Here is a 22,698-nt window from a genome sequence, read left to right as displayed (position 1 = left end):
TGTAACGGGTAAATGCACAGAAGATTAAAAGTAAACGCATAAATTGTAAACAGAAAGATGGCACAGGAAGATGTTTTTAAGAAATTAGTATCACACTGTAAAGAGTATGGTTTTGTATTCCCCTCAAGCGACATCTATGACGGGCTTGGTGCGGTGTATGATTACGGTCAGATGGGAGTTGAGTTAAAGAACAATATCAAGAAGTACTGGTGGGACAGTATGGTCTTGTTGCATGAAAACATTGTGGGCATTGATTCTGCTATCTTTATGCACCCAACTATCTGGAAAGCTTCGGGCCACGTTGATGCATTTAACGATCCGTTGATTGACAACAAAGACTCCAAGAAACGTTATCGTGCCGATGTACTGATTGAAGACCAACTTGCCAAATACGATGATAAAATCAACAAAGAGGTAGCCAAAGCTGCTAAGAAGTTCGGCGAATCGTTTGACGAGGAGCAGTTCCGCACGACCAATGGCCGCGTGCTTGAGCATCAGGCTAAACGTGACGCTTTGCACACTCGCTTTGCCCAAGCGTTGAACGACGGTAACCTCGAAGAATTACGTCAGATCATCATTGACGAAGAAATCGTTTGTCCCATTTCGGGCACAAAGAACTGGACGGAAGTTCGTCAGTTCAACCTGATGTTCTCTACCGAGATGGGTTCTACTTCGGATGGAGCGATGAAAGTATATCTTCGTCCCGAAACGGCGCAAGGTATTTTTGTTAACTACCTCAATGTGCAGAAGACAGGCCGCATGAAGATTCCTTTCGGTATTGCACAGATCGGTAAAGCTTTCCGTAATGAGATTGTAGCCCGTCAGTTCATTTTCCGCATGCGCGAGTTCGAACAGATGGAGATGCAATTCTTTGTTCGCCCCGGTGAAGAACTGGATTGGTTTGCCAAGTGGAAAGCCATCCGTTTGAAATGGCACAAAGCACTAGGCTTCGGCGATTCACAATACCGTTACCACGATCACGATAAATTGGCTCATTACGCCAATGCGGCAACAGACATTGAGTTCTTAATGCCCTTTGGTTTCAAAGAAGTGGAAGGGATCCATTCCAGAACAAACTTTGACTTGAGCCAGCACGAGAAGTATTGCGGAAAGAGCATCAAGTACTTCGATCCCGAACTGAACGAGTCATATACTCCGTATGTTATTGAAACATCGATTGGTGTTGACCGTATGTTCCTCAGCATCATGTCGGCTTCTTACTGCGAAGAGCAGCTCGAAAACGGTGAAAGCCGCGTTGTTTTGAAACTGCCTGCCGCACTTGCACCGGTGAAACTGGCCGTAATGCCTTTGGTTAAGAAAGACGGATTGCCCGAGAAAGCACGCGAAATCATTGACGAGCTGAAGTTCCACTTCAACTGTCAGTATGACGAAAAAGACAGTATTGGTAAACGTTACAGACGCCAAGACGCCATCGGTACACCTTACTGTGTGACCATCGACCACCAGACACTGGAAGATAACTGTGTTACATTGCGTAACAGAGATACCATGCAGCAGGAAAGAGTTGCTATCTCTGAGCTAAACAATATTATTGCAGACCGCGTAAGTCTTACTACGCTACTTAAAACCTTAATTTAAATGAAGAAATATATTCTGTTGAGCCTGCTGTTCACCCAATGCTTGCTGCTGTTTACTTCCTGTGAAGAAACAGAGGAAGTGAATAAGTACGCTGATTGGCGCAATCGTAACGAGGCTTTCATTGATTCATTAAAGAGTGTGTATGATGCAAAGACGGATCCTGAGTTAATTCAGATCATTCCTTATGCAGAGAAGAACTATCCTATTTATGCCAAAAAGCTGAAGACGGTAACCAGTGGTGAAACACCGCTTTACACTGACTCGGTAACTGCATATTATAGAGGTATGTTGATTAACGAAGCCGTGTTTGGTGCGGCAACAACTCCGCGTTACTATACCAAACTCTATCAGTCGCTGGATGTGTTCGATAAGAACTTTGCAGGAGAAGAGCCTACCGTATTTGAATCGCCAACGACGTTTTTCGTTAACGGTGTGGTAGCCGGCTGGACCGAAGTACTGCAACGCATGAAGGTTGGTGAGCGTTGGGAGATTTATATTCCCTGGCAGCAAGGATACGGCTCTTCAGTGAGCGCTGCTCCCGCTTATTCTACGCTGATCTTTGATCTTAATTTAGTCAGTATCATAAAGAAGTAATTCTTTTGATTATATGCTAAAGGCTGCCTTCGGGCGGCCTTTTTTGGTAAGTACCTTTGCGAAGCGGACACTCTTTGCCTGCCGTTTTATAGAAATAACCTTACTCACACACTCTTTTCAATGGATTCTTGTCAAGAGCAAGTTTATATATTATTAACGAACGAAGAGACCTTCACTACCCACCGGCAAGAGTTGGGCAAAACATAACCAACTTTTTGAAAAACATAACGGCCGATTTGAAAAAGATAACGAGCAATTTGAAAAGATAAACCGTCTTTTGGGTCATGAGCAACCGTCTGACGGCCAAGAGACGGTTTGTCGCGGACCATTTGCTACCGTGCAAACTGGCATGAGCTACCGTCTCAGTGAGAAATTGAACCGACAGAAAACAAAAAAGGCAAGAGTTGGAACTCCTGCCTTTACCCCTATATTAATTTGAATGTACTATAGGATTACTTTGACAAAGATAATACATTATATTACCAAAGTCAAGTATTTAACCCATTATTTTTATTACTTTTGTATTCTCAACCGGACTTTGCCGGCTATTCTTATAATCGACTAAATTTAATAAACCATGAAGACTAAATTACTACTTGTTTCTCTGTTACTAACTTCCGCATTGAGTTATTCACAAAACAAATACCTTAGTATAAACAATGAATTAAAGCCTTATAGTAAGTACGCGCTTATTGATTTATACGCCGGCGCCAATTTTGATTTGAGTCATTCCGGCTCCAGTCCCAATGCCGGTTTATTAGGTACCCGCCCCGATGTGGCACCTCTGTTGGGCATTAAGTTCACGCATCTGTTCTCGAAAAGAGTAGGGTGGTATGCCAATATACAAATGAACTTCTATAAAGACAAACAGGCTGAGGCCGTGGATCAGGGCTTTCTAGGCAGTTTTACCGAGAATCTTGCTGACGTTCTTTTTTGGCCGGTTTCTATTATGCGTCCCTCTGTTGATGCCGGTTTAGTGTATCGCTTCGAACAACAGAAATGGAGAATATATCCTTCTTTCGGCGTGGGTTACGTGTATCATTTGCGCGACAGGGGGGTTATTAAAAGTTCTACCGGCTCCGATGAGGTGCTCCATACCGTGGAGTACAAACAACGGGCTTCATCGTTGACATTGAACATGGGTGTATCGGCCAATTACTATTTTTCCTCACGCAAGTACTTGTTTCTCAGCACCAACTTCGTGCAGCCTTTGCAGAAATCGAGGGGGGAACTGGTGCGAATGGACAACGATGTAGAGACAGAACGTCTTTCTTATAAGACCATTACCGGCGGCCGAGCCTTGAATGTGAGTGTGGGGCTTGGGTTTGCTATAGGGCGATAAGCCGGATACTGAGCCGGTGTTCTGTCTCACAGAAACCGGCACTAATTTGGTTGCACAAAGAATTATTCTTAACTTGCGCCCCATCTAGAGTGTTGTTGTCTAAAGAATGACTGGTATGAGGGTGTTAATAGTTGAAGATGAATACTTGTTGGCCTTGGAATTGGCCGATAGGCTGGCTAGTCTGGATAAAGAAATAGAAATTGCCGGCCGAACGGATAGCATCTTGTCGACCGTGGAATGGTTACAGCATCATGAGTGCGACCTGATGTTTCTGGATGTACATTTGAGCGACGGGATTTCTTTTTCTATTTTCGACCGGGTAGAAGTGAAGTGTCCCGTTATATTTACCACAGCTTACGATCACTACGCCATCAAAGCCTTTGAGGTGAACAGCATTGGCTACCTGCTGAAACCCATCGATGAGGAAGACCTCCGGAAAGCACTGCTTAAATACAAACAAATGCGTAGCCTCTTTCGGGCCGACCTCGATAACTTACTCAATTATTTGGGCAAACCTACGGGGGAAGAAAAAGCACCCATCAGTCGCATTATGCTTAGCACCGGCAAAGCGCAGATGGCTATGAATGTGGATGAAATAGCTTATTTCCTAGCTAACGGCAGGTACCTGTACGCCGTTGACCGTAAAGGTGATAAATACTTCTGCGACGGTACTCTCTATAAGCTTGAAGAAGAACTTGATACGCGGATGTTTTTCCGGCTAAATAGGAAGTACATCGTCAATTTCTCGAGTGTGGCTTACTTTACGCATTACTCAAAAAGCAGAGTGAAAGTGAAGCTGATACCTCAGGCTGAAGAAGAAATCATTGTCAGCGCCGACAAAGTAAAAGAATTCAAGAAATGGTTGGTAAGGTAACCGAAGGGGTCTTTAAAAGTATTCACTTCAGAATCAGCATACTGGTTCTGCTTTTGTTCTTTACTGCTATATGGTATGTCAATAACCTCATTGAGAAGGAAACAGTCGATAGGGTCAATGCCATTACGGAAGACGTGGCAATCAACAATGTGTATCTGGTAACCAGCCTGCTCAACGGTTATGAAGAACAGCTACGTTCGGTACAATCTGTCTTAAACACCAATCAAAAAAGCAAGTTGGAAGCTGTTTTTGCACAAATGCATCAACGTGATTCTTCCATTTGCGCCTTGTATGTGGAACCGTTCAACGGCAGTCCCGCCGATAGTTCTGCGGTACACAGAACCTATCAACTCCGAAAAGGCGGCGGAACATTAACTTACTCCCTGCCCTTTTATCCGTATGGAAAACTCTGCCTAGCTGTTGATCTTATGGGTTTTCATCAACGCATTGTCGGCATGGAGGGGCTCAATTATGCATACGTCACTATTACTTGCGGAGGTGTGTACCTGTATCATCCCGACGAACATAAGATTGGCACTTCTCTGGGCGAACAAGACTTGATGAACGAGCGTCTGGCAGCATCGGGCAACCGGTTCGTTGAAAAAATACATTCCGATTATCTGAATATTCCCGTGAGCCGCTACTATCATCCGCAGCAAGTGAGCGGACAGCGGTGGGTGTTTACCGCCAGCATGCCCAACATCGGACTCAGTGAATCGTTCCGCAAAACCGGCATGAACTTCTTCATCATTTCCCTGCTGGCCATGTTCTCTTTCATAGCCGTGTTTAGCCTGGGCGTTATTCGTTGGCGAAAAGAGTTTGTCCGCCGCCAGGAAATAGAACAGCAAAACCTCAACCTGTTGCTGAAAGACGAGAAGCGTAAACAAATGATGGTGACCACCGAACTGGAACGGTTGAAGAGCGGACTGAATCCTCACTTTTTGTTCAATTCACTCAGCAGTCTCAGGGTATTGGTTGGTCTCAATCCGGAGGTGGCAAAAGACTTTGCCATTAACTTGTCTAACCTGTATCGTTATCTGTTGAAGCAAGAAAACCAGAATCTGGTTGCGTTAGACGATGAATTGGTCTTTACCCGTAACTACATCAGTCTGCAAAAGATTCGTTTTGACAAGAAGCTCCAAACAGAAATTATCATTCCCGATGATTACCTGCAAAGGCGCGTTCCCCCGGTTTCCTTGCAACTGCTCGTTGAGAATTGCATTAAACATACCCGGATATCCGACAACGAACCCCTGCTTATTCGTATCTATATAGAGAACGAGATGCTGGCCGTTGAGAATAATTACAGCCCCAGAATGTCATCGGATACCGAAAATTCGGGTAAAGGTATTGAAAACCTGATTAAAAGATATTCCTTCCTCACCGACAGGCAGCTCCATTTTGGTGTTATTAACGGCACGTATTTGGCAAAAATACCGCTGCTTATAATGGAATAGATTCTTTAAAATATCAACTTCACTACTCATATTGCCCAACTCATTACATATTTCTTTTATATCATAATCTTTTCTGCCATTTTTGCGGAAAAGTTACGTTTTATGAAGCATTTATTGATCATAGGATTATTGCTTTGCTCCGTTAGTGCCAACGCAACGATTCCTATTTTTGGAAAAAAGAAAAAAAAAGAGAAACCTGAAAAGGTTGAAAAGGTTAGCAAGTTTAATCAGCTTGTAGATAGTGCGGCTTGTGATAAAGGCGTTTTCTCTGTGTACAAGAAGAACAAAGATTATTATTTCCTCATACCCGATAGCCTTACCAAGCGCGACTTCCTGATAGTCAACAAGATTTCTCAGGTTCCGGCAAACTTCAATGATGCGGGTATTAATAAAGGAATGAACTATGAGAACCTGGTCATTCAGTTTCAAATTAATAAGGAACAGAAAAAGGTATATGCACTGCAATACAAACCGTTTGTCTCTGTGCCGGCTTCATCGTACATACAAGAGAGTGTGACCAGCAACTTTGCCAAGTCCATTCTGGAATCATTTGACATTGAAGCCTATAATGCCGACAGTACTGCGGTTCTGGTTAAAGTCAATAAGGTGTACGACGGAACAAAAACCAGCTTTAACAATGTATTTGGCATGACGGGTCTGGGCAGTTCACCCATCGGTGATTACTCATACGTGACGTCGGCCAAAAGTTTTCCGCATAACATTGTGGTCAAGGCGTTGCAAACAACCCGCATTCCCGGAGCACAAACGGAAGCGAACTTAACGGTTGAGGTCACGTCTAATCTGGTGTTGTTGCCGCAAAAACCGATGACTCCACGGTTTGAAGACACGCGTGTAGGATACTTCACCACGCCTCGCTGGTATTTCAATGACCAACAACACGAATTAGAAAAGAGAAATGTGGTAACACGCTGGCGTTTGGAACCCAAAGACAAGGAAGCTTATCTGCGTGGTGAACTCACCGAACCGGTGAAACCGATTGTGTTTTATATTGATCCCGCCACTCCTAAACAATGGCGTCAGTACATCATGGAAGGAATCAATGACTGGCAGGCTACATTTGAAAAGGCCGGATTTAAGAACGCCATACAAGCCAAAGAAGTGAGTGCCGACGATAAAGATTTCGATATTGATGATGTGCGCTATTCGGTGGTGACTTACGTTGCATCCGACAGGGCCAATGCCATGGGACCTTCTGTTTATGACCCGCGTTCGGGGGAGATTTTGGAATCGGATGTTATTTGGTGGCACAATGTCATGTCGGCCGTTCATGCCTGGATGCGTGTGCAAACAGGAAGTGTCGACAGCAAATCAAGAGGCAACAAGTTTAGTGATGAACACATGGGCGAAGCCATTCGTTTTATTTCTTCTCACGAAATAGGTCATACCTTGGGCTTAAAACATAACATGGGCGCCTCTTTTGCGTATCCGGTCGACTCGTTGCGCTCCGAACACTTTTGTGCTCACATGGCTACCGCTCCTTCCATCATGGATTATGCGCGGTTCAATTATGTGGCACAACCGGGCGATCATGTAAAGTCGATCACGCCTAAGATTGGCGAGTACGACAAGTTTGCCATTGAATGGGCGTATCGTTATTATCCCGAAGAAGATGCTCACAAAGAATTAAGCACTTTGAAGAAAATGGTGGCCAAGGCTTACGAAAACCCCAACTGTCATTACTTGCCTCAGCAAGACATGCGAACGGGTGTTGACCCCAGAGCGCAAAGTGAAGACTTGGGCGATGATGCCGTAAAAGCAAGTGAATATGGTATCATGAACTTAAAGCGCATCATGCCTCTTGTACTCGATTGGACCACGCGTGAAGGAGATGATTACCTCAACGCTGGCAAACTGGTCAATGATATCATTGGTCAGTGGAACATGTATGCTTATCATGTACTAACTAATGTGGGCGGCATATACCTCAACAATACCGTTTACGGGGAAGCCGCACAGAGTTATGTTTTTGTTCCCAAGTCGATGCAAAAGAAATCGGTGAAGTTCCTGATAGATCAGGTGGTCACTTTCCCCGAATGGTTGTTTAAGAATGAGGTGTATAACTATGTTTATCCCGTTAAAGAAGCGCCTACCGGATATCGTGAGTACAGTCCTTTTGCCACGTACAAAAACATTCAGTCGTATATCTTTTGGGATCTTTTGAATAACGACCGCATGGATCGTATGATTGCCAATGAAGTGCAAAATGGTAAGAAGGCGTATTCCGCAACTGAAATGATGGATGATTTGTTCAATGCTATATTCGCAGACACAATGACCGGCCATTCGTTGACTATAGAACAAAGAGCCACGCAAAAGGCATTTATCGATGCACTGATTATTGCGGCCGACAGGAACGAGGTAAGCAAAGAGAAGAAAGGACTGGCAAGTGCCGATACGAATTTTGCTTCGGAGCAAATCTTCTCGGGTCCGCAACGGGCCTCTGAAGCTGTTTCTGTGAAACGCGGGGTGTTGCTTCGCATCGAGCAACTGCTGAAAGGAAAGAAGAACAGTGCCGACCAGGCAACAAAATATCATTATGAAGATATGCTGCTGCGTATCGACAAATCATTGAGATAGAGAGAATTAGTATAAGTAAAAAGCGTAAAAAGTTAGGTAATGAGATTAAAAGTATTATTATTCCTTTGTTTGCTTCCTGCAATGTTGTTTGCGCAGGAAACAATCCAGATTAAAGGAAAAGTTGTAGCCGCAGATGGCAGTCCGCTACCCGGAGCATCTGTGTATGTGGAGAAAGGCACAATCGGCGAGAAGATGTCTATTGAAGGAGTAGTGGCCAATTACAGTTTGGGAACTACTACTGATATAAATGGTGTTTTCTCTTTTTCGGTGCCGAAAGGAGTGGAGAAATTAACTTGTAGCTTCATCGGATATGAAGCACAACAAGTCAATATAAAGAATAAATCTTTCGTTACGGTTACTTTGCAGGAAGCCGAAAGTACTTTAGGCGAAGTGGTGGTAACAGGATACCAAAAGATTGAAAAGAGGAAGCTGACCTCTGCCGTATCAAATGTGAAGGCAGCAAGCATCTTGCAAGCGGGCGTGTCTAGTGTCGATATGATGTTGAGTGGACAGGTTGCCGGTGTGCAGACTACTGCTGTTAGTGGTGCCCCGGGTGCTCCGGCTAAGATTCGTATTCGTGGTACGGCATCACTCAATGGAACGCAAGACCCACTTTGGGTGCTCGACGGCATGCCTTTGGAAGGTACTGACTTGCCCGATATGAGCGACACCAATGTCGATGAGTTGTTTTCTTCATCTATTGCGGGCATCAATCCTTCGGATATTGAAGATATTACGATTCTGAAAGATGCTGCTGCTACGGCTATTTATGGAGCCAGAGCAGCCAATGGGGTTATCCTTATTACAACGAAAAAAGGGAAAGAGGGCAAACCGTTGGTGCAGTTCTCTTCTAAGCTGTCTTTTGTGACTCGTCCCAATATGGATAAGCTCAATTTGATGAATGCTTCGGAGAAAATTGACATGGAGCTGATGATGGCTAAGTATGATGATTTGGACTCGTATAACTATGTGACAAAGAAAGGTGCCATCGGTCGCTTATTTGAAGCAAACAATTTGTGGAACACTTATCGCGGAGGCGGTGTGCAAGCTCTGCCGCAGGAAGTACAAAGTGAAATAAGCCGATTGAGAACGGTCAATACCAATTGGGGAGATGAACTGTATCGTACAGCGGTAAATCAGGATCATAGTGTTAGCATTAACGGAGGTACCGAGCGTTCTACTTACTATTTCTCAGCCGGTTATTATGATGAGCTGGGAGCTACGGTGGGCGCTTCGCTCAACAGGCTTAACTTTACCCTCAAGGGTGATTATAAGTTGTGGGATAACTTTAAATTGGGCGTTGCACTCTATTCGAGCGAGCGTAAGCAGAAGTCTTACCTGACCGGTACGGGTTCGGTAACAAATCCGTCAAGATACTCAAGGGATGCCAATCCTTATCTGTCTATTTACGATGAAGGCGGCAATTATGTGTATGACCCCGATGTGCCTTTGTATAGTGGCAATACGATAAACTACAATATCATTGAGGAAAGAAACAATACCTCGAATGTATCAAAGACTCAATCGTTGAATGCGGTGTTTGATATCGATTGGAAAATTCTACCGAAGCTAACACTTCGCTCTCAGTTGGGTTTACAACGTGATCATAACGATAAAGAGCAGTATGGAGGCAAGAACAGTTACTTCGCACGCCGTGAAAGAGCCATGAGTGAGTACGGTGATTCTTTCTTTGTTCCCGAAGGTGGTGTGATTAAAGAGTGGAAAAACTCTTTTTCACAATGGAATCTTAAAACCGTGTTGGAATACAATTTGTCATTGGCCGACAAGCATGAGTTTGATTTCATGGTTGGTAATGAACTGAGACGCACAAAAGAGGAAGGTGTGTTCTCGGCAGGATACGGTTTCAACAAGGAAACCTTAACAACTGAACCGATTGTGTTCCCCGATCCTTCGTATGCATCGACTTTCCCTTTGTTCAGAAAGACTTATGTTGAAAATGCATTTGCTTCTTTCTTTGGTACACTAGGGTATACCTTTAATAAGAAGTATACGTTCTTTGGTAGTGTGCGTGTAGATGGTTCCGATCTTTTTGGTGTGGATCCTAAATATCGTTACCTGCCTCTCTGGGCTGCTTCTGCCGCATGGAGGGTGAAGGAAGAGAGCTTTTTGAAGAATGCTGCTTGGTTAAGTGATTTGAAACTGAGAATTTCATACGGTTTGCAAGGTAACATTGACAAAGGTACTTCCAGATATATAATTGGTGATCGTAAAACAGCGACTTTGTTACCTGGACAAACAGAGACGACTATTTCACCTACTAATTTACCTAATGATCGGTTACGTTGGGAGAAGACGGCCACATGGAATACCGGGTTTGACATAGCTATGCTTGATAACCGTATTTATTTCAGTGCCGACTTCTATCACCGTAAATCGACAGATTTGATTGGAGTGCGCGCCGTTGCGTTAGAGAATGGTATGAGTACCGTAACGACTAACTTTGCTGCGTTGACAAACAAAGGCTTCGAGTTGAATTTGGTAACTCGTAACATTCAGACTCCTTCTTTCAAATGGAATACGACTATTAATGTTTCGAAGAACCTGAATAAGGTTGATGAAATCCATGTCCCTAATAATCAGGTTACTCCTTCACTGAAAGGGTATTCTGTCAATGCTTTATTTGCATTTAAAACTGCCGGATTGGATGAACAAGGGTATCCGCTTTTCCAAAAGGGTGACCAAAAGGTTACGGCTACAGAGTTCTTCGGCTTAGAAGATCCAAGTGGATGGGGTATGTATCAAAGTACACTGACCAACGAGCAGATAAGAGGTTTGTATACGCACGTAGGCAATACGGATCCTAAACTATCGGGCGGTTTGATCAATAACTTTGAACTGGGTAGATTTACCTTGAATGTTTCTTGTGCATTTAACTTGGGACAGTGGGTAAAGACGGAACCTTTCTATGACTTGATTGAAATGGATCGCGGAGTAAACCGTTCTAAGAAGATGAGTCAGGTATGGACTCCCGATAACACGTCGGGCACCTATCCGCGCATGATTGGTGCGTATACAGAAGGTGGAGCGCGCATGGGTGATTACATGGCGTTCAACACGGGTTATGTGTTGGCCAATAACGTGTTCCGTGATTTGGATATTTGGTACAAAGAGGTCAGCTATTTGCGTGTTAACAGCATTCGATTGGCGTATGACATACCGAAAAGTGCATTGGCAAAGCTGGGCATAGCATCGGCTAAGGTTAATATCGAATCAAGAAATCCGTTTGTGATTGCAACTAATTACTCGGGCTATTTTGATCCTGAAACAGTGGGAAACATTTATGCACAGCCCATGCCAAAATCTATCACTTTCGGATTGAACGTTAGTTTCTAACTTAATTATATGGACGTATGAAAATAACAAATTTATATATAGTATCCTTATTAGCAGTCGTCTTTACTTCGTGTGACAGCTATTTGGATATAAAACCTGTAGGTAAAGTAATACCTACTTCTTTGGACGATTACCGTGACGTGATGACTTATGCGTACGAAACAGTATCTTTTGACCGCTCGTTGAGCACAGTCAGGGGTGATGAATTGCAACTGATTTATGATGATTGGGGTGATTATATACCTTATTATAATATCTTTATATGGAATGATGTCAATACGGATCAAAATACCAATAGCTTTTCTTGGCAACATTATTATAAGGCAATTCTCAACGCTAACCAAGTTATCTTGTCGGCCGAAGGTGCGACAGACGGAACTCAAGCCGGAATTGATCAACTAAGAGGGGAAGCTTTCTTAATGAGAGCTTACATGCATTTTGGTCTGGTCAGCTTGTTTGCCGATACATATAGCAGTACCAATCTGAATAAAAAGGCTATTCCACTGGCCACTACCATTGATGTTTGGAAGAACTATGAACGTAATACCGTTGGTGAAGTTTACGAGCAAATCTTTAGTGATCTGGAAAGTGGTATCAAGTTATTGAATGTGGATGAACAATCCAAAGGACTCAATTATCGCTTCTCAAAGGTTTCGGCGTATGGCTTTGCAGCTCGTGTGTATGCTTATGTAGGTAATTGGGAAAAGGCGCACGAATATGCCAAAAAGGCTTACGATATCAATCATGCGTTGGTTGATATGAATAGTTCTACTGCTTTACTTCCGGTTAACTATGCTTCGACCGAGAATGTTTTAGCTATGGAACAAACATTCGTGTCATTGCTAAAACCTAGTTTCATTATCTCGGATAATTTATTGAATGCATTTGATAAGGACAACGATTTGAGGTTTGGCAAGTACTTTGAACGCTCTGGTTCTAATTACAAGTGTTCTCTTGGTTCTAAGTTAGACAATAAAGTATCGATGCGCACTTCGGAATTTTATCTCCTTCTGGCTGCTTCTGAAGCGCAGGTGTCGGGCGGTAATCTGGAAACGGCGAAAGGTTATCTGAAAGAGTTGTTGTCTAAACGTCTGAAGGCTGCTTTCTATGCAACGGAGGCTGCTTCTATAGACGGAATGGGTAAGGATGCATTTCTGCAAAGGGTGCAGGAAGAAAGATTCCGTGAACTGGCTTGCCAGGGCTTCCGTTGGTATGACCTGAAATTCTTTGGGCAGCCGTCTATCACAAAGACATTCAACGGTGAATCATTTGTATTGCAGAAAAATGATGCAAGGTATATCTTACCTTTCCCTGTAGAAGCTGTTGAGGCTAATCCGAACTTGCTTAACTAGGTAGTAGCTGTTATCAAACTAAAAAAGGTATCTTTAAAGGATACCTTTTTTAGTTTGATGGAGTTTATTCTATTTCAGTATGGCTCCCGCTACAGCATTAGCAACTACCGAACGCAATCTCACTACTTCTCCCTTATCGGAAGGATGTACCCGGTTGGTAAGCAGAATAACTGCGGTGTGGCTGTCGGGGTCAAGTATCAATGAAGTTCCTGTGTAGCCGGTATGTCCGTAGGTATTAGGTCCGAAGAGATCGCCGTTGTTCGAGGCGTAGGGCGAAAAAACATCCCAACCAGGGGTGCGTCCCAGCCCGGCTACGTAACGAGGTACGGTGCGCATGGCTTTGACGGCTGCCGGACTCAGTATGCGGTGGCCGTTATATTCGCCGTTGTTCAGCAGGGCGGCCGCCAAAATGGCCACATCGTCTGCCGAAGAAAACACGCCGGCATTGCCTGAAATGCCTCCGTTCATGATACGGGCAAGCGGATCGTGAACCATTCCTTTCAGAACACTTCCGTCGGCTTGCTTTTCCGTTGGGGCACAGCGGGCCAATGTTTCGCCCGTGGGGCAGTAATCGGTGTGTTTCATTCCCAGCACATCAAACAGATTCTCCTTGGCAAACTGTTGCAGCGTTTGTCCCGAAATGGTTTCAATGATGCGTTGCAACGTAATGTAATTGAGGCAACTGTATTGAAAGTCGGTCCGCGGTGCAAAGTCGCGCTTGCAGTTGCTGATGTATTCAATGACACCGTCTGGGTTAGGGGCGCCGTACTTCTTTTTAAGCGAGTCCACCGGTGCGTAAGGTGGTAGTCCGGAAGTGTGCGTCATCAGGTCGGCCACGCGTATGTCGGTCTTCTTGCCGTCGCTATCTTGCCACGGTTTGAAGCCGGGAGCGTACAGGCTAACCTTGTCTTGCAGGCGCAGTTGTCCCCGCTCAATGAGCATCATGGCGCAAATGGCGGTCGACATGGACTTGCTGACCGAAGCCATGTCGAACACGGTGTTGGTATCCATGGCCATAACCTTGGGGTAAACCTGCTTGTTGCCGTATGCTTTGAGATAAGCCATTTTACCGTCCTTCACAACAGCAAGTACGGCGCCGGGAATTTCTTTGTTATCAACAGCCTTTTGAATGGCTTGGTCAGCGTACTTCAGTCTTTGTGTGTCCATTCCCACCTGCTCGGGAGTTACACGGGGCAAAGGTTGTGCGGTTGCCTGCAACGCCATGAAAAGGGTTGCAAGCAGATAAAATGTTCGTCTCATCTTCTCATTATTTGGGGTTAAACTTACTTGGCTTTGTAGGCATCAATTGCCTTCTTAACGGAACCATGCATCAGCAAGAGTGATTTGGCTTGTTCGTAATCGAGTCCGAGTTCCTCGACAATCATCTTGGTACCGCGGTCAACCAGCTTTTTGTTGCTGAGTTGCATGTTGACCATCTTGTTGCCTTTTACACGACCTAGCTGAATCATCACCGAAGTGGTAATCATGTTCAGAATCATTTTCTGTCCCGTACCCGATTTCATGCGCGAGCTTCCCGTTACGTATTCCGGTCCTACTACCATTTCAATAGGCACATCGGCTTCTGCTGCCATGGGCGAGTTGGGGTTACTGGTGATGCATCCTGTTAATATGCCGTGGCTTCGTGCTTCATGCATAGCACCGATAACGTAAGGCGTGGTGCCCGATGCGGCAATGCCGATCACAGTATCCTTGTCGCTGATGTTATGTTCTTGCAGTTCCTGCCAGCCGCGCTCCATGTCGTCTTCGGCATTTTCTACGGGGTTGCGCAGTGCGGTGTCACCACCGGCAATCAATCCGATGATGAGTGTGTTGGGCATGCCGAATGTAGGGGGGATTTCCGATGCATCGAGCACTCCTAATCGGCCGCTGGTGCCTGCTCCCATGTAAAAGATGCGACCGCCTTGTTTCATGCGGGGCACAATTTGGTTGACCAGCTTCTCTATTTGCGGAATGGCACGTTGCACGGCCAGTGCCACCTTTTGGTCTTCGGTATTGATCTCGTCAAGTATTTCGCGTACCGACTTCTTTTCGAGGTTGTTGTACAGTGACGGTTGCTCTGATATCTTAATGAAAGCACCGTTGTTGGTTTCCTTCTGATTATTCATTGTTGTTTCTGCTGATGATTATTGATGGTATGCAATAAGTCCTTCCATGGGGCTTTGTATGATTGTGCCCAGTGTGATGTCGCTTTTCTGGGCAGCTTCTGTCAGTATCTCTCTGTAGTGATAAGCCACCGATCCGATGATGTGTACCGGGTTGTTGCGGTAGTCATACTGCATCACGTTGCGTTTAAAAAAAGCCATGAAGCTGTTTAATATCAGTTCATGAATTTCCGGTTCGTGCAGGTTGGCCACTAGGAAAGGCGACAAGCTTGCCAGGAAACGGTTGGGGAAAGGCTGACGGTACACGCGGTCGATAATTTCACCCGGGGTGAGGTTCACTTCGGAAAGAAACTTTTCTTTCAGTGCCGGTGATGTTTGATTCTTCAAGACATCACCCACCAGTAATTTGCCCAGTACGGCACCGCTTCCTTCGTCGCCTAGGATGAAGCCCAGCGGAGAAACGTTGTCAACAATGTCCTTCCCGTTGTAGTAGCACGAGTTTGAACCTGTTCCCAGGATGCAGGCAATGCCGGGATTATGACCACACAGTCCGCGAGCGGCAGCAAGCATGTCGGTTGCCACCTCGATGTGTGCGGAAATGTGTTGGGCAATGGCCCGGGTTACCAATGCTATCTTGTCGGGGAAACCGCATCCGGCTCCGTAGAAGTAAACGGCCTCTACGGTGCGGTTACCCAGTTGGGGCAAGAGCACTTCACCAATTTCGGTACTGATTTCTTCTTCTGACTGAAAGAAAGGATTCGTTCCTTTCGTGTAAACCTGTTGGACGAGCTGTCCCTTATCTACCAAACTCCAATCGGTTTTAGTAGATCCACTATCTGCTATTAATATCATATCTTTATATATATTTTCTTTTTGTACAATACATGTCCGATAACCCAGTTAAGTGCCACAAAGAGCAGGGCGAAAGCCAACGAACCGGCGTAATCACCCAAGGCAGGCTGCAATACCACCGTGTAGGCGTAGCCGTGCAAACTGATTACGTCTTCGGCGTAAGGGAACTTTATGTTGCTTAACAGGATGGACAATACAGCGGCTGTTACATAAATAAAAAGCGGGTTAACTCCAAAGGATTCAAAGAAACGGCTCCATTTCTTATAGCCTTTCACATCGATGAACCACACCAGCAATGCCAGAAAGCTTGAAGCCAAGCCGCAAGTGGTGAGTACAAAGGTGGGCGACCATACCTTTTTGTTAATCGGGCAACCGTAGCTCAGCAGGAATCCTGCGAAGGTAAGTACGGTGCCTATGATGAACAGCCGTTCAATCTTTTCATGGATGTCTTTCACTTCCATCAGCAATTTACCGCAACAAAAGCCTATTAGCACATGTGCAATAGCAGGCAGTGTGCTCAGCAGGCCTTCGGGGTCAATGCCGTTGTCCTTGTACATGTGGTTGGTGCCCAGTATGGCACGATCTACCACCGAGAGTATGTTTGTTTCGTTGTATTCGTATCCGTTGCCAAAGAATAAAATGCCGAAGTAACCGGCCAGCAATACAAAAATAAGATAAGGAATGTGCTTGTGGCTCATTACCAATGCTACTATGGCGGTAACGCCGTAACTCAGTGCCAGGCGTTGCATGACTCCCAATATACGGATGTTGTCGAAAGGCAACGGGTTGTGCGTGCGGCACAAAAGGGAGAAATAAGCAATGCCTAGTCCGATAGCAAATATAACGACCGTGCGTTTGAGTATTTTCCAAACCGCCTGTGCGTTGAGTTCAAAGTTGTATTTCTTTAATGAGATGTAAGTAGAGATACCCATGATGAACATGAAAAAGGGAAATACTAAGTCGGTTGGCGTAAGTCCGTTCCACTCGGCATGGCTCAAGGGGGCGTATATTTTACCCCAACTGCCGGGGTTATTGACCAGAATCATTCCGGCGATGGTAATACCTCTCAGCACATCCAGTGCCAATAGGCGCTGTGATGCTTTGGTGTCTCTTTGCAGAGTTCTATTTTCTTTGTTGGTATTCATATCTTTTCTTTTTTAAGGGTACACTGATCAACCAAATAGACAATAGATACATAGGCGATGCCCGAATTCGTAGTAAGCCCGATTTCGCAGGTACGACTGTTAGAGTATCCTATATCTATGTGCTTTTTTTCTATTTGTGGCTTTAGTTTCCTCAATGCGTAAGCGTTTACTTCGGGATGAGTGAAGCCTTTGTCGCCCGCAAAACCACAACATCCCACTTCTTCGGGTATGAACACGTTGTTCGAACAAAGACGGGCCAATGCCGTGATCTGATCGCCCAGTCCCATTTTCTTCATGGAACAGGTGATGTGCAGGGCAATGGGCTTGTCGGTTGGCCTGAATTCCAACTTGTCTTGCAGAAAAGTATAGATGAATTCGGCCGGTTCGTACAATCTGAGTTGCTTGATGGTGTGACGCATGCGATACAAACAGGGACTTTGGTCGCACAACACCGGATATTTTCCGTTCTCACTGGCTTGGAGCAATGCCGTTTCCAGTTCGGCTGTTTTGCTGTCGGCCACATCAGGCATACCTTTGCTTTCCCAAATGGTACCGCAACATAGATTCTCCATCTTGTCGGGGAAGATGATTTCGTAGCCGGCTTTGTGCAGGAGCGAAACCATTTTATTGACCAAAGGCTGTTCTTCGGGCGATTTTCTGGCTAATCCCATTGTTTGGTTAATGCAACTGGGAAAGTACACTACCTTTAAATCTTCCGACTGTGGCTGAGTGCTTTTCTGAATGATCTCTTTCTTTACGCTCTCGGGGTTGTAGGCTTTGGGCATGGCGGGTGTCCATTGGGGAACACCTATGGCATGGTGCATGCTTTTCGTTAGCGTTGACATAACTCCGCTACCCAGCAAAGCATGTGCGGTGTCGGCCAGCGTGAGCACAGGACGAAGCACATTTTTTATTTCCGAGAAATGATTGGCTGCAAAGACTCCCATACGGTAACCCATACTGTTAGCCGGAAGCTGTTCTTGTCTGAGGTCGTGTGTCAGGTCGCCCGTGTTGATGCCCATGGGGCACGATAAAGAACAGAGTCCGTCGCCGGCACAGGTCTGGTTACCTAGGTATTGGTATTGCTTTTCCAAGGTGAGCAACCTCTTTTGGTCGGCTGCCTCCTGAGATGTTTTCAAACGTGATATTTCACGTTGAATCACAATGCGTTGACGAGACGATAGGGTGAATCCGCACGTCAGACAGTTTACTTCACAAAATCCGCACTCGATGCATTTGTCTACGTGTGCGTTGGTCAGTGTCAGTGGCTTGAAGTTGCGGATGTGACACTTCGGATCATCATTGAAGATAACGCCGGGGTTAAGCAATCCTTTGGGATCAAAGAGTTGTTTCACCGCGCGCATCAGTTCAAAGGCGGTTTCTCCCCATTCGTATTGCACGAAGGGAGCCATGTTGCGTCCCGTGCCGTGTTCTGCTTTGAGGGAACCGTCGTATTTGTCGACCACTAGCATTTTCACCTCATTCATGAGCGCCTCGTAACGTTCTACTTCGGCTTCGCTGGAGAATGATTGGTTGATAATAAAGTGGTAGTTACCTTCAAGTGCATGCCCGTAAATGCAGGCGTCATCATAACCGTGGTGTGTAAGAAGTTGTTGCAGTTCGGCTGTCGCTTCGGGCAAATCTTCAATGTGAAAAGCCACGTCTTCAATCAAGCAGGTAGTTCCCGGTTTACGTGTTCCTCCCACGGATGGGAAAATACCCGCGCGTATAGCCCAGTATGCGGCGTACTCGCTTTCCTTGTCGGTAAAGTGAACCGGTGTATGGGTCTTGAAGTTTTTCAATGCTTCTTCAACAATCTGTATGTTGCCTGCTAACTCTTTGGCTGTTGAGGCTTTGGTTTCCGTTAACACGGCGGTGAGCCCGTAGCCTGTTGGGTCGTTTACGGAAGCCAGTGATTTGCAGTCGAGCAATTCGGCTCCTTTGACTACTGTTTCTCCGTTCTCTGTGGTCAGTTTCTTCATGGCAACCACGGCCCGGCATGCTTCTTTTATATCATCAAAGTAGAGCATGGCACTGGCTTTGAACGGATAATCGTATTCTGTCTGCATGGTTACTTCGGATAAGAAAGCCAGTGTGCCTTCCGAACCGACCAGCAGATGTGCTATGATATCAAACGGATCATCAAAGGTGATAAAGGGAAGCAGGTTCAGTCCCGTTACATTTTTGATGGAGTATTTATAGCGAATTCTTTCGGCCAGTTGATGATCGTTCCGAACCAAATTGCGCATGGATTCTATCTGGCGGATGAACTCGGGCTTCTGCAACGTGAAGTTGCGTCGGCTGTCGGCATCGCCGGTGTTTAATATAGTACCGTCAGCAAAGACCATTCGGGCTGAATGAAGTACTTTGTCGCTATTGGCATGGGTACCGCAGTTCATGCCCGATGCATTATTCATGACGATGCCACCTACCATGGCGCTTTTGACCGAAGCCGGATCGGGCGAAAATTTGCGGCCGTAGGGCTTGAGTATTTCATTCACTCGCTGACCGATGATGCCCGGCTGCAAAGTAATTTGTGTGGCGTCCGGACTGACTGTGTATTTTTCCCAATGCTTTCCGGCAACAATCAATATGGAGTCGCTGATGGCCTGGCCCGACAAACTGGTGCCTGCCGCCCGGAAAGTAACGGGAAGCAGGTGCTTGTTGGCGCACTTCAGCAGTTCGGACACTTCTTTTTCATTATCGGAACGGATCACCACCTGAGGAATCAGGCGATAGAAACCGGCGTCTGTTCCCCAAGCTAGCCGACGGAGTTCATCGGTGTAGATTCTTTCTTGTGGGATGAATGTTGATATGTCTCCCAAGAAATCGATGTATTTCTTTGTAACACTCATTTATATAGATAGTATTGTTTGGACAGTTTGCGGAAGGCTTCAACATCTTTATACCAATAGTCACGTACGTCTTCCCAACGATTGTTTTTACTGAAACGTTCTCTGATCTCTTTGCTTCCACTTACCTTGTCGAACATATCGAACCGGCCTTTATCAGCTTGTTCAAAGACTTTGTGATCCGGGTAAAGTGTGGCTATCTCTTGCATGACATAGAACTGTATATCACTCAATGCGGCCTTTCGGAAGTTGGTAATGTGTACTTGTACTCCTTGCAGGTGTTCGCCTTTGCCAACGGAATAGAATGGCTTGAGGTGCATAGGCCTAAAGGTTACTCCGGGCAGGTTGAGCTGATTGAGGTTACCGGCCAGCTCGTCGGCTTTGATCCACGAGGCTGCAAACATTTGGAAAGGAATGGTGTAACCTACGCCGATTGACAGGTAGCCCAGCTCTCCCAATATGCCGCTAACAGGATAGAATATAGCGGAATGAGGGTGGGGGATATGCGGTGAGGATGGAATCCATTGTAAACCGGTTTGCGAATAGTCTATATCGCGTTTCCATTTCTTCATTTTGACGATGTGTAGTTTGCATTGTTTGTTTAACATCTTCTCACCGTTCAACATCAGGGCCAGTTCTCCGCAGGTGAGACCGTAAAGGTATGGAATTTTAAATTGGCTGACAAAAGATATGTAATTATCTTCAACTAGATTACCTTCAATCTTTAATCCTCCCACCGGATTGGGCCTGTCGAGCACAATAAACTCAATGTTGTTTTCGGCAGCGGCTTCCATGGCCAGACCCATTGTGCTGATGTAAGTGAATGATCGGCAACCGATGTCTTGTATGTCGTACACCAATACATCAATGCCTTTTAACATGTCCGGGGTTGCTTTCCGGGTTTTACCGTAAAGAGAATATACGGGCAGACCGGTGGAAGCGTCGGCGGAATTGTCGACTTTGTCACCGGCATGTACGTCTCCGCGTACACCGTGTTCAGGGCCGAAGAGGGCGACAAGTTGCACGTTGGGGGCTTCGTGCAAAATGTCGATGGTTGATTTCAGGTTGTTGTCAACACCTGTGGGGTTGGTGATGAGTCCTACCCGTTTTCCCTCAAGGCACTTGAATTTTTGCTCTTTCAAGACTTCAATGCCCGTTCGAATCTTTATCTTCTGAGCATGCGCACTGAGTGAAAGGAAGCAAAGCGTGTTAAGCAAAATAAGTTTGATCGTTTTCATCCTATATCGAATCGTTGGTTATTTTTTTATTTCTTGTTTTCGGCTTTCTTCTTTACCATAATCGGGATCAATCTTAATGAATGCGCAGACTGTGATGGTGGCAGCGCAACAAATCATGACCCATATAAAGAAGTTCTCGTATCCGATGTGATCTTGTAACCATCCGGCAGCCATTCCGGGCAACATCATTCCCAATGCCATAAAGGCTGTGCAAATGGCATAATGTGCCGTTTTGTGCTCTCCGTCCGAGTAGTAAATGAGGTAGAGCATATAGGCTGTGAAACCGAAGCCGTAGCCGAACTGTTCTATAAATACACAGATGTTGATTGTGAGCAGGTCTTGTGGCTGAACATAACCGAGATACACAAACGTAACGCAGGTAAGTGAAATACTCCATGCCATAGGCCACAACCATTTTTGCAGTCCTCCTTTGGCGGCACAAATGCCTCCTATAATACCTCCCAGCGTAAGACCAATGATTCCAATGGTACCGTAAACCAATCCCACTTCAGCAGTAGTAAGTCCCAGACCTCCCTTCTCAATAGGGTCTAGCAGGAACGGATTAATCAACTTAACAAGTTGTGCTTCGGGGAATCGATAAAACAACATGAAGAGGATGGCTATTTTAGCTTGTTTCTTCCGAAAAAAGGAAGCAAAGGTCTCTATAAATCCTTCCATGATGGAGCTGGCGTTGTTTTGACCAACCACCGATTTATCTGAACCCGGCGCCGGAAGTATGTATTTATGGTAAAGGGAGAATGCCAAGAATAGCCCGGCCAAAATAAAGAAGGTAATGCTCCAGGCATATTTAATGTTTCCGCTCCATATTTCCAGTCCACCGGCCAGCATAATAAGTAGTCCTTGTCCTGCAATGGTAGCAATGCGGTAAAAGGTACTTCTTATTCCCACATACAAAGCCTGGTCTTTCACATTCAATGCCAACATATAGAAGCCGTCGGCTGCTATGTCATGCGTGGCAGAACTGAATGCCACCAGCCAGAAAACGGCTAGTGTGATCCGAAAGAAATCGGGCATGGGTATGGTTAAGGCAATACCAGCCAAGCCGGCGCCCACAAGGAGTTGCATGGTAACTACCCACCAACGTTTGGTTTTAAGCAGGTCGATAAACGGACTCCAGAAGGGCTTGATGACCCAGGGCAGATAGAGCCAACTGGTATAAAGAGCAATGTCGGTATTTGATATGCCCAGTTTCTTATACATGATTACCGAGATAGTCATGACAGCTACATAGGGTAATCCTTGTGCGAAATATAATGTGGGAATCCATGCCCACGGTGATGTTTTACGATCTTTCATC

General features: G+C 45.4%; 14 protein-coding genes and 1 pseudogene. 8 read left to right on the top strand and 7 right to left on the bottom strand.

Translation table 11 applies throughout. The annotated features are described in order from the left end of the window. The first annotated feature begins 57 nt into the window (after positions 1-57). From ACKPCE_RS03055 to ACKPCE_RS03020, 8 genes are all read left to right on the top strand, one after another. Positions 58-1,599, top strand: a complete 1,542-nt coding sequence (locus ACKPCE_RS03055) for a glycine--tRNA ligase (RefSeq protein ID WP_319504153.1) — start codon at positions 58-60, stop codon at positions 1,597-1,599. Continuing rightward, positions 1,600-2,193, top strand: coding sequence for a BamJ family beta-barrel-assembly machinery protein (locus tag ACKPCE_RS03050; RefSeq protein ID WP_319504152.1), 594 nt, complete (start codon positions 1,600-1,602; stop codon positions 2,191-2,193). Positions 2,194-2,770: 577 nt separating this feature from the next. Continuing rightward, positions 2,771-3,535: a hypothetical protein gene (locus tag ACKPCE_RS03045; RefSeq protein WP_319504151.1), complete on the top strand. Its 765-nt coding sequence runs from the start codon at positions 2,771-2,773 to the stop codon at positions 3,533-3,535. Positions 3,536-3,650: 115 nt separating this feature from the next. Further along, positions 3,651-4,409, top strand: a complete 759-nt coding sequence (locus tag ACKPCE_RS03040) for a LytR/AlgR family response regulator transcription factor (RefSeq protein ID WP_319504150.1) — start codon at positions 3,651-3,653, stop codon at positions 4,407-4,409. Beyond that, a complete protein-coding gene (locus ACKPCE_RS03035) occupies positions 4,394-5,866 on the top strand; it encodes a sensor histidine kinase (protein ID WP_319504149.1) in 1,473 nt (490 codons plus the stop codon). The genes ACKPCE_RS03040 and ACKPCE_RS03035 overlap by 16 nt, the downstream gene beginning before the upstream one ends. Before the next feature lie 102 nt (positions 5,867-5,968). Further along, on the top strand, positions 5,969-8,464 hold the full coding sequence (locus ACKPCE_RS03030; RefSeq protein ID WP_319504148.1) for a zinc-dependent metalloprotease: 2,496 nt from the start codon (positions 5,969-5,971) through the stop codon (positions 8,462-8,464). A gap of 39 nt (positions 8,465-8,503) precedes the next feature. Beyond that, positions 8,504-11,818 (top strand): SusC/RagA family TonB-linked outer membrane protein, encoded by a 3,315-nt coding sequence (locus ACKPCE_RS03025; protein ID WP_319504147.1) that lies wholly within the window; start codon positions 8,504-8,506, stop codon positions 11,816-11,818. A gap of 17 nt (positions 11,819-11,835) precedes the next feature. Next, positions 11,836-13,170 carry a RagB/SusD family nutrient uptake outer membrane protein gene (locus ACKPCE_RS03020; protein ID WP_319504146.1) on the top strand — a complete coding sequence of 445 codons (1,335 nt, stop codon included), beginning with the start codon at positions 11,836-11,838 and terminating at the stop codon, positions 13,168-13,170. A gap of 78 nt (positions 13,171-13,248) precedes the next feature. Here the strand turns inward: ACKPCE_RS03020 and ACKPCE_RS03015 are convergent. The 7 genes and pseudogenes from ACKPCE_RS03015 to ACKPCE_RS02985 form a co-directional block, all read right to left on the bottom strand. After that, positions 13,249-14,430: pseudogene (locus tag ACKPCE_RS03015) on the bottom strand (serine hydrolase domain-containing protein); the annotation flags it as partial. Positions 14,431-14,453: 23 nt separating this feature from the next. Further along, positions 14,454-15,296 carry an N-acetylmuramic acid 6-phosphate etherase gene (murQ, locus tag ACKPCE_RS03010; protein WP_319504145.1) on the bottom strand — a complete coding sequence of 281 codons (843 nt, stop codon included), beginning with the start codon at positions 15,294-15,296 and terminating at the stop codon, positions 14,454-14,456. Between the two features lie 18 nt (positions 15,297-15,314). Then, positions 15,315-16,145: a BadF/BadG/BcrA/BcrD ATPase family protein gene (locus ACKPCE_RS03005; RefSeq protein WP_276966292.1), complete on the bottom strand. Its 831-nt coding sequence runs from the start codon at positions 16,143-16,145 to the stop codon at positions 15,315-15,317. Further along, a complete protein-coding gene (locus tag ACKPCE_RS03000) occupies positions 16,142-17,290 on the bottom strand; it encodes an acyltransferase family protein (RefSeq protein ID WP_319504144.1) in 1,149 nt (382 codons plus the stop codon). The genes ACKPCE_RS03005 and ACKPCE_RS03000 overlap by 4 nt, the downstream gene beginning before the upstream one ends. After that, positions 17,287-20,145, bottom strand: coding sequence for an FAD-binding and (Fe-S)-binding domain-containing protein (locus tag ACKPCE_RS02995; RefSeq protein ID WP_319504143.1), 2,859 nt, complete (start codon positions 20,143-20,145; stop codon positions 17,287-17,289). Before ACKPCE_RS02995 ends, ACKPCE_RS03000 begins: the two co-directional genes overlap by 4 nt. Continuing rightward, a complete protein-coding gene (locus ACKPCE_RS02990; protein ID WP_319504142.1) occupies positions 20,142-21,380 on the bottom strand; it encodes an exo-beta-N-acetylmuramidase NamZ family protein in 1,239 nt (412 codons plus the stop codon). The genes ACKPCE_RS02995 and ACKPCE_RS02990 overlap by 4 nt, the downstream gene beginning before the upstream one ends. A gap of 18 nt (positions 21,381-21,398) precedes the next feature. After that, on the bottom strand, positions 21,399-22,697 hold the full coding sequence (locus ACKPCE_RS02985) for an MFS transporter (protein ID WP_319505909.1): 1,299 nt from the start codon (positions 22,695-22,697) through the stop codon (positions 21,399-21,401). Position 22,698: the final 1 nt, after the last annotated feature.

The organism is Bacteroides graminisolvens, from assembly GCF_963666085.1.
GTDB lineage: Bacteria > Bacteroidota > Bacteroidia > Bacteroidales > Bacteroidaceae > Bacteroides > Bacteroides graminisolvens.
The sequence above is the reverse complement of the archived record's forward strand: the minus strand, read 5'-3'. Positions and strand labels throughout refer to the sequence as shown.

Coding starts and splice junctions, on each gene's coding strand:
- ACKPCE_RS03055 (WP_319504153.1), top strand. CDS start 58: ATGGCACAGGAAGATGTTTTTAAGAAATTAGTATCACACTGTAAAGAG.
- ACKPCE_RS03050 (WP_319504152.1), top strand. CDS start 1,600: ATGAAGAAATATATTCTGTTGAGCCTGCTGTTCACCCAATGCTTGCTG.
- ACKPCE_RS03045 (WP_319504151.1), top strand. CDS start 2,771: ATGAAGACTAAATTACTACTTGTTTCTCTGTTACTAACTTCCGCATTG.
- ACKPCE_RS03040 (WP_319504150.1), top strand. CDS start 3,651: ATGAGGGTGTTAATAGTTGAAGATGAATACTTGTTGGCCTTGGAATTG.
- ACKPCE_RS03035 (WP_319504149.1), top strand. CDS start 4,394: ATGGTTGGTAAGGTAACCGAAGGGGTCTTTAAAAGTATTCACTTCAGA.
- ACKPCE_RS03030 (WP_319504148.1), top strand. CDS start 5,969: ATGAAGCATTTATTGATCATAGGATTATTGCTTTGCTCCGTTAGTGCC.
- ACKPCE_RS03025 (WP_319504147.1), top strand. CDS start 8,504: ATGAGATTAAAAGTATTATTATTCCTTTGTTTGCTTCCTGCAATGTTG.
- ACKPCE_RS03020 (WP_319504146.1), top strand. CDS start 11,836: ATGAAAATAACAAATTTATATATAGTATCCTTATTAGCAGTCGTCTTT.
- murQ (WP_319504145.1), bottom strand. CDS start 15,296: ATGAATAATCAGAAGGAAACCAACAACGGTGCTTTCATTAAGATATCA.
- ACKPCE_RS03005 (WP_276966292.1), bottom strand. CDS start 16,145: ATGATATTAATAGCAGATAGTGGATCTACTAAAACCGATTGGAGTTTG.
- ACKPCE_RS03000 (WP_319504144.1), bottom strand. CDS start 17,290: ATGAATACCAACAAAGAAAATAGAACTCTGCAAAGAGACACCAAAGCA.
- ACKPCE_RS02995 (WP_319504143.1), bottom strand. CDS start 20,145: ATGAGTGTTACAAAGAAATACATCGATTTCTTGGGAGACATATCAACA.
- ACKPCE_RS02990 (WP_319504142.1), bottom strand. CDS start 21,380: ATGAAAACGATCAAACTTATTTTGCTTAACACGCTTTGCTTCCTTTCA.
- ACKPCE_RS02985 (WP_319505909.1), bottom strand. CDS start 22,697: ATGAAAGATCGTAAAACATCACCGTGGGCATGGATTCCCACATTATAT.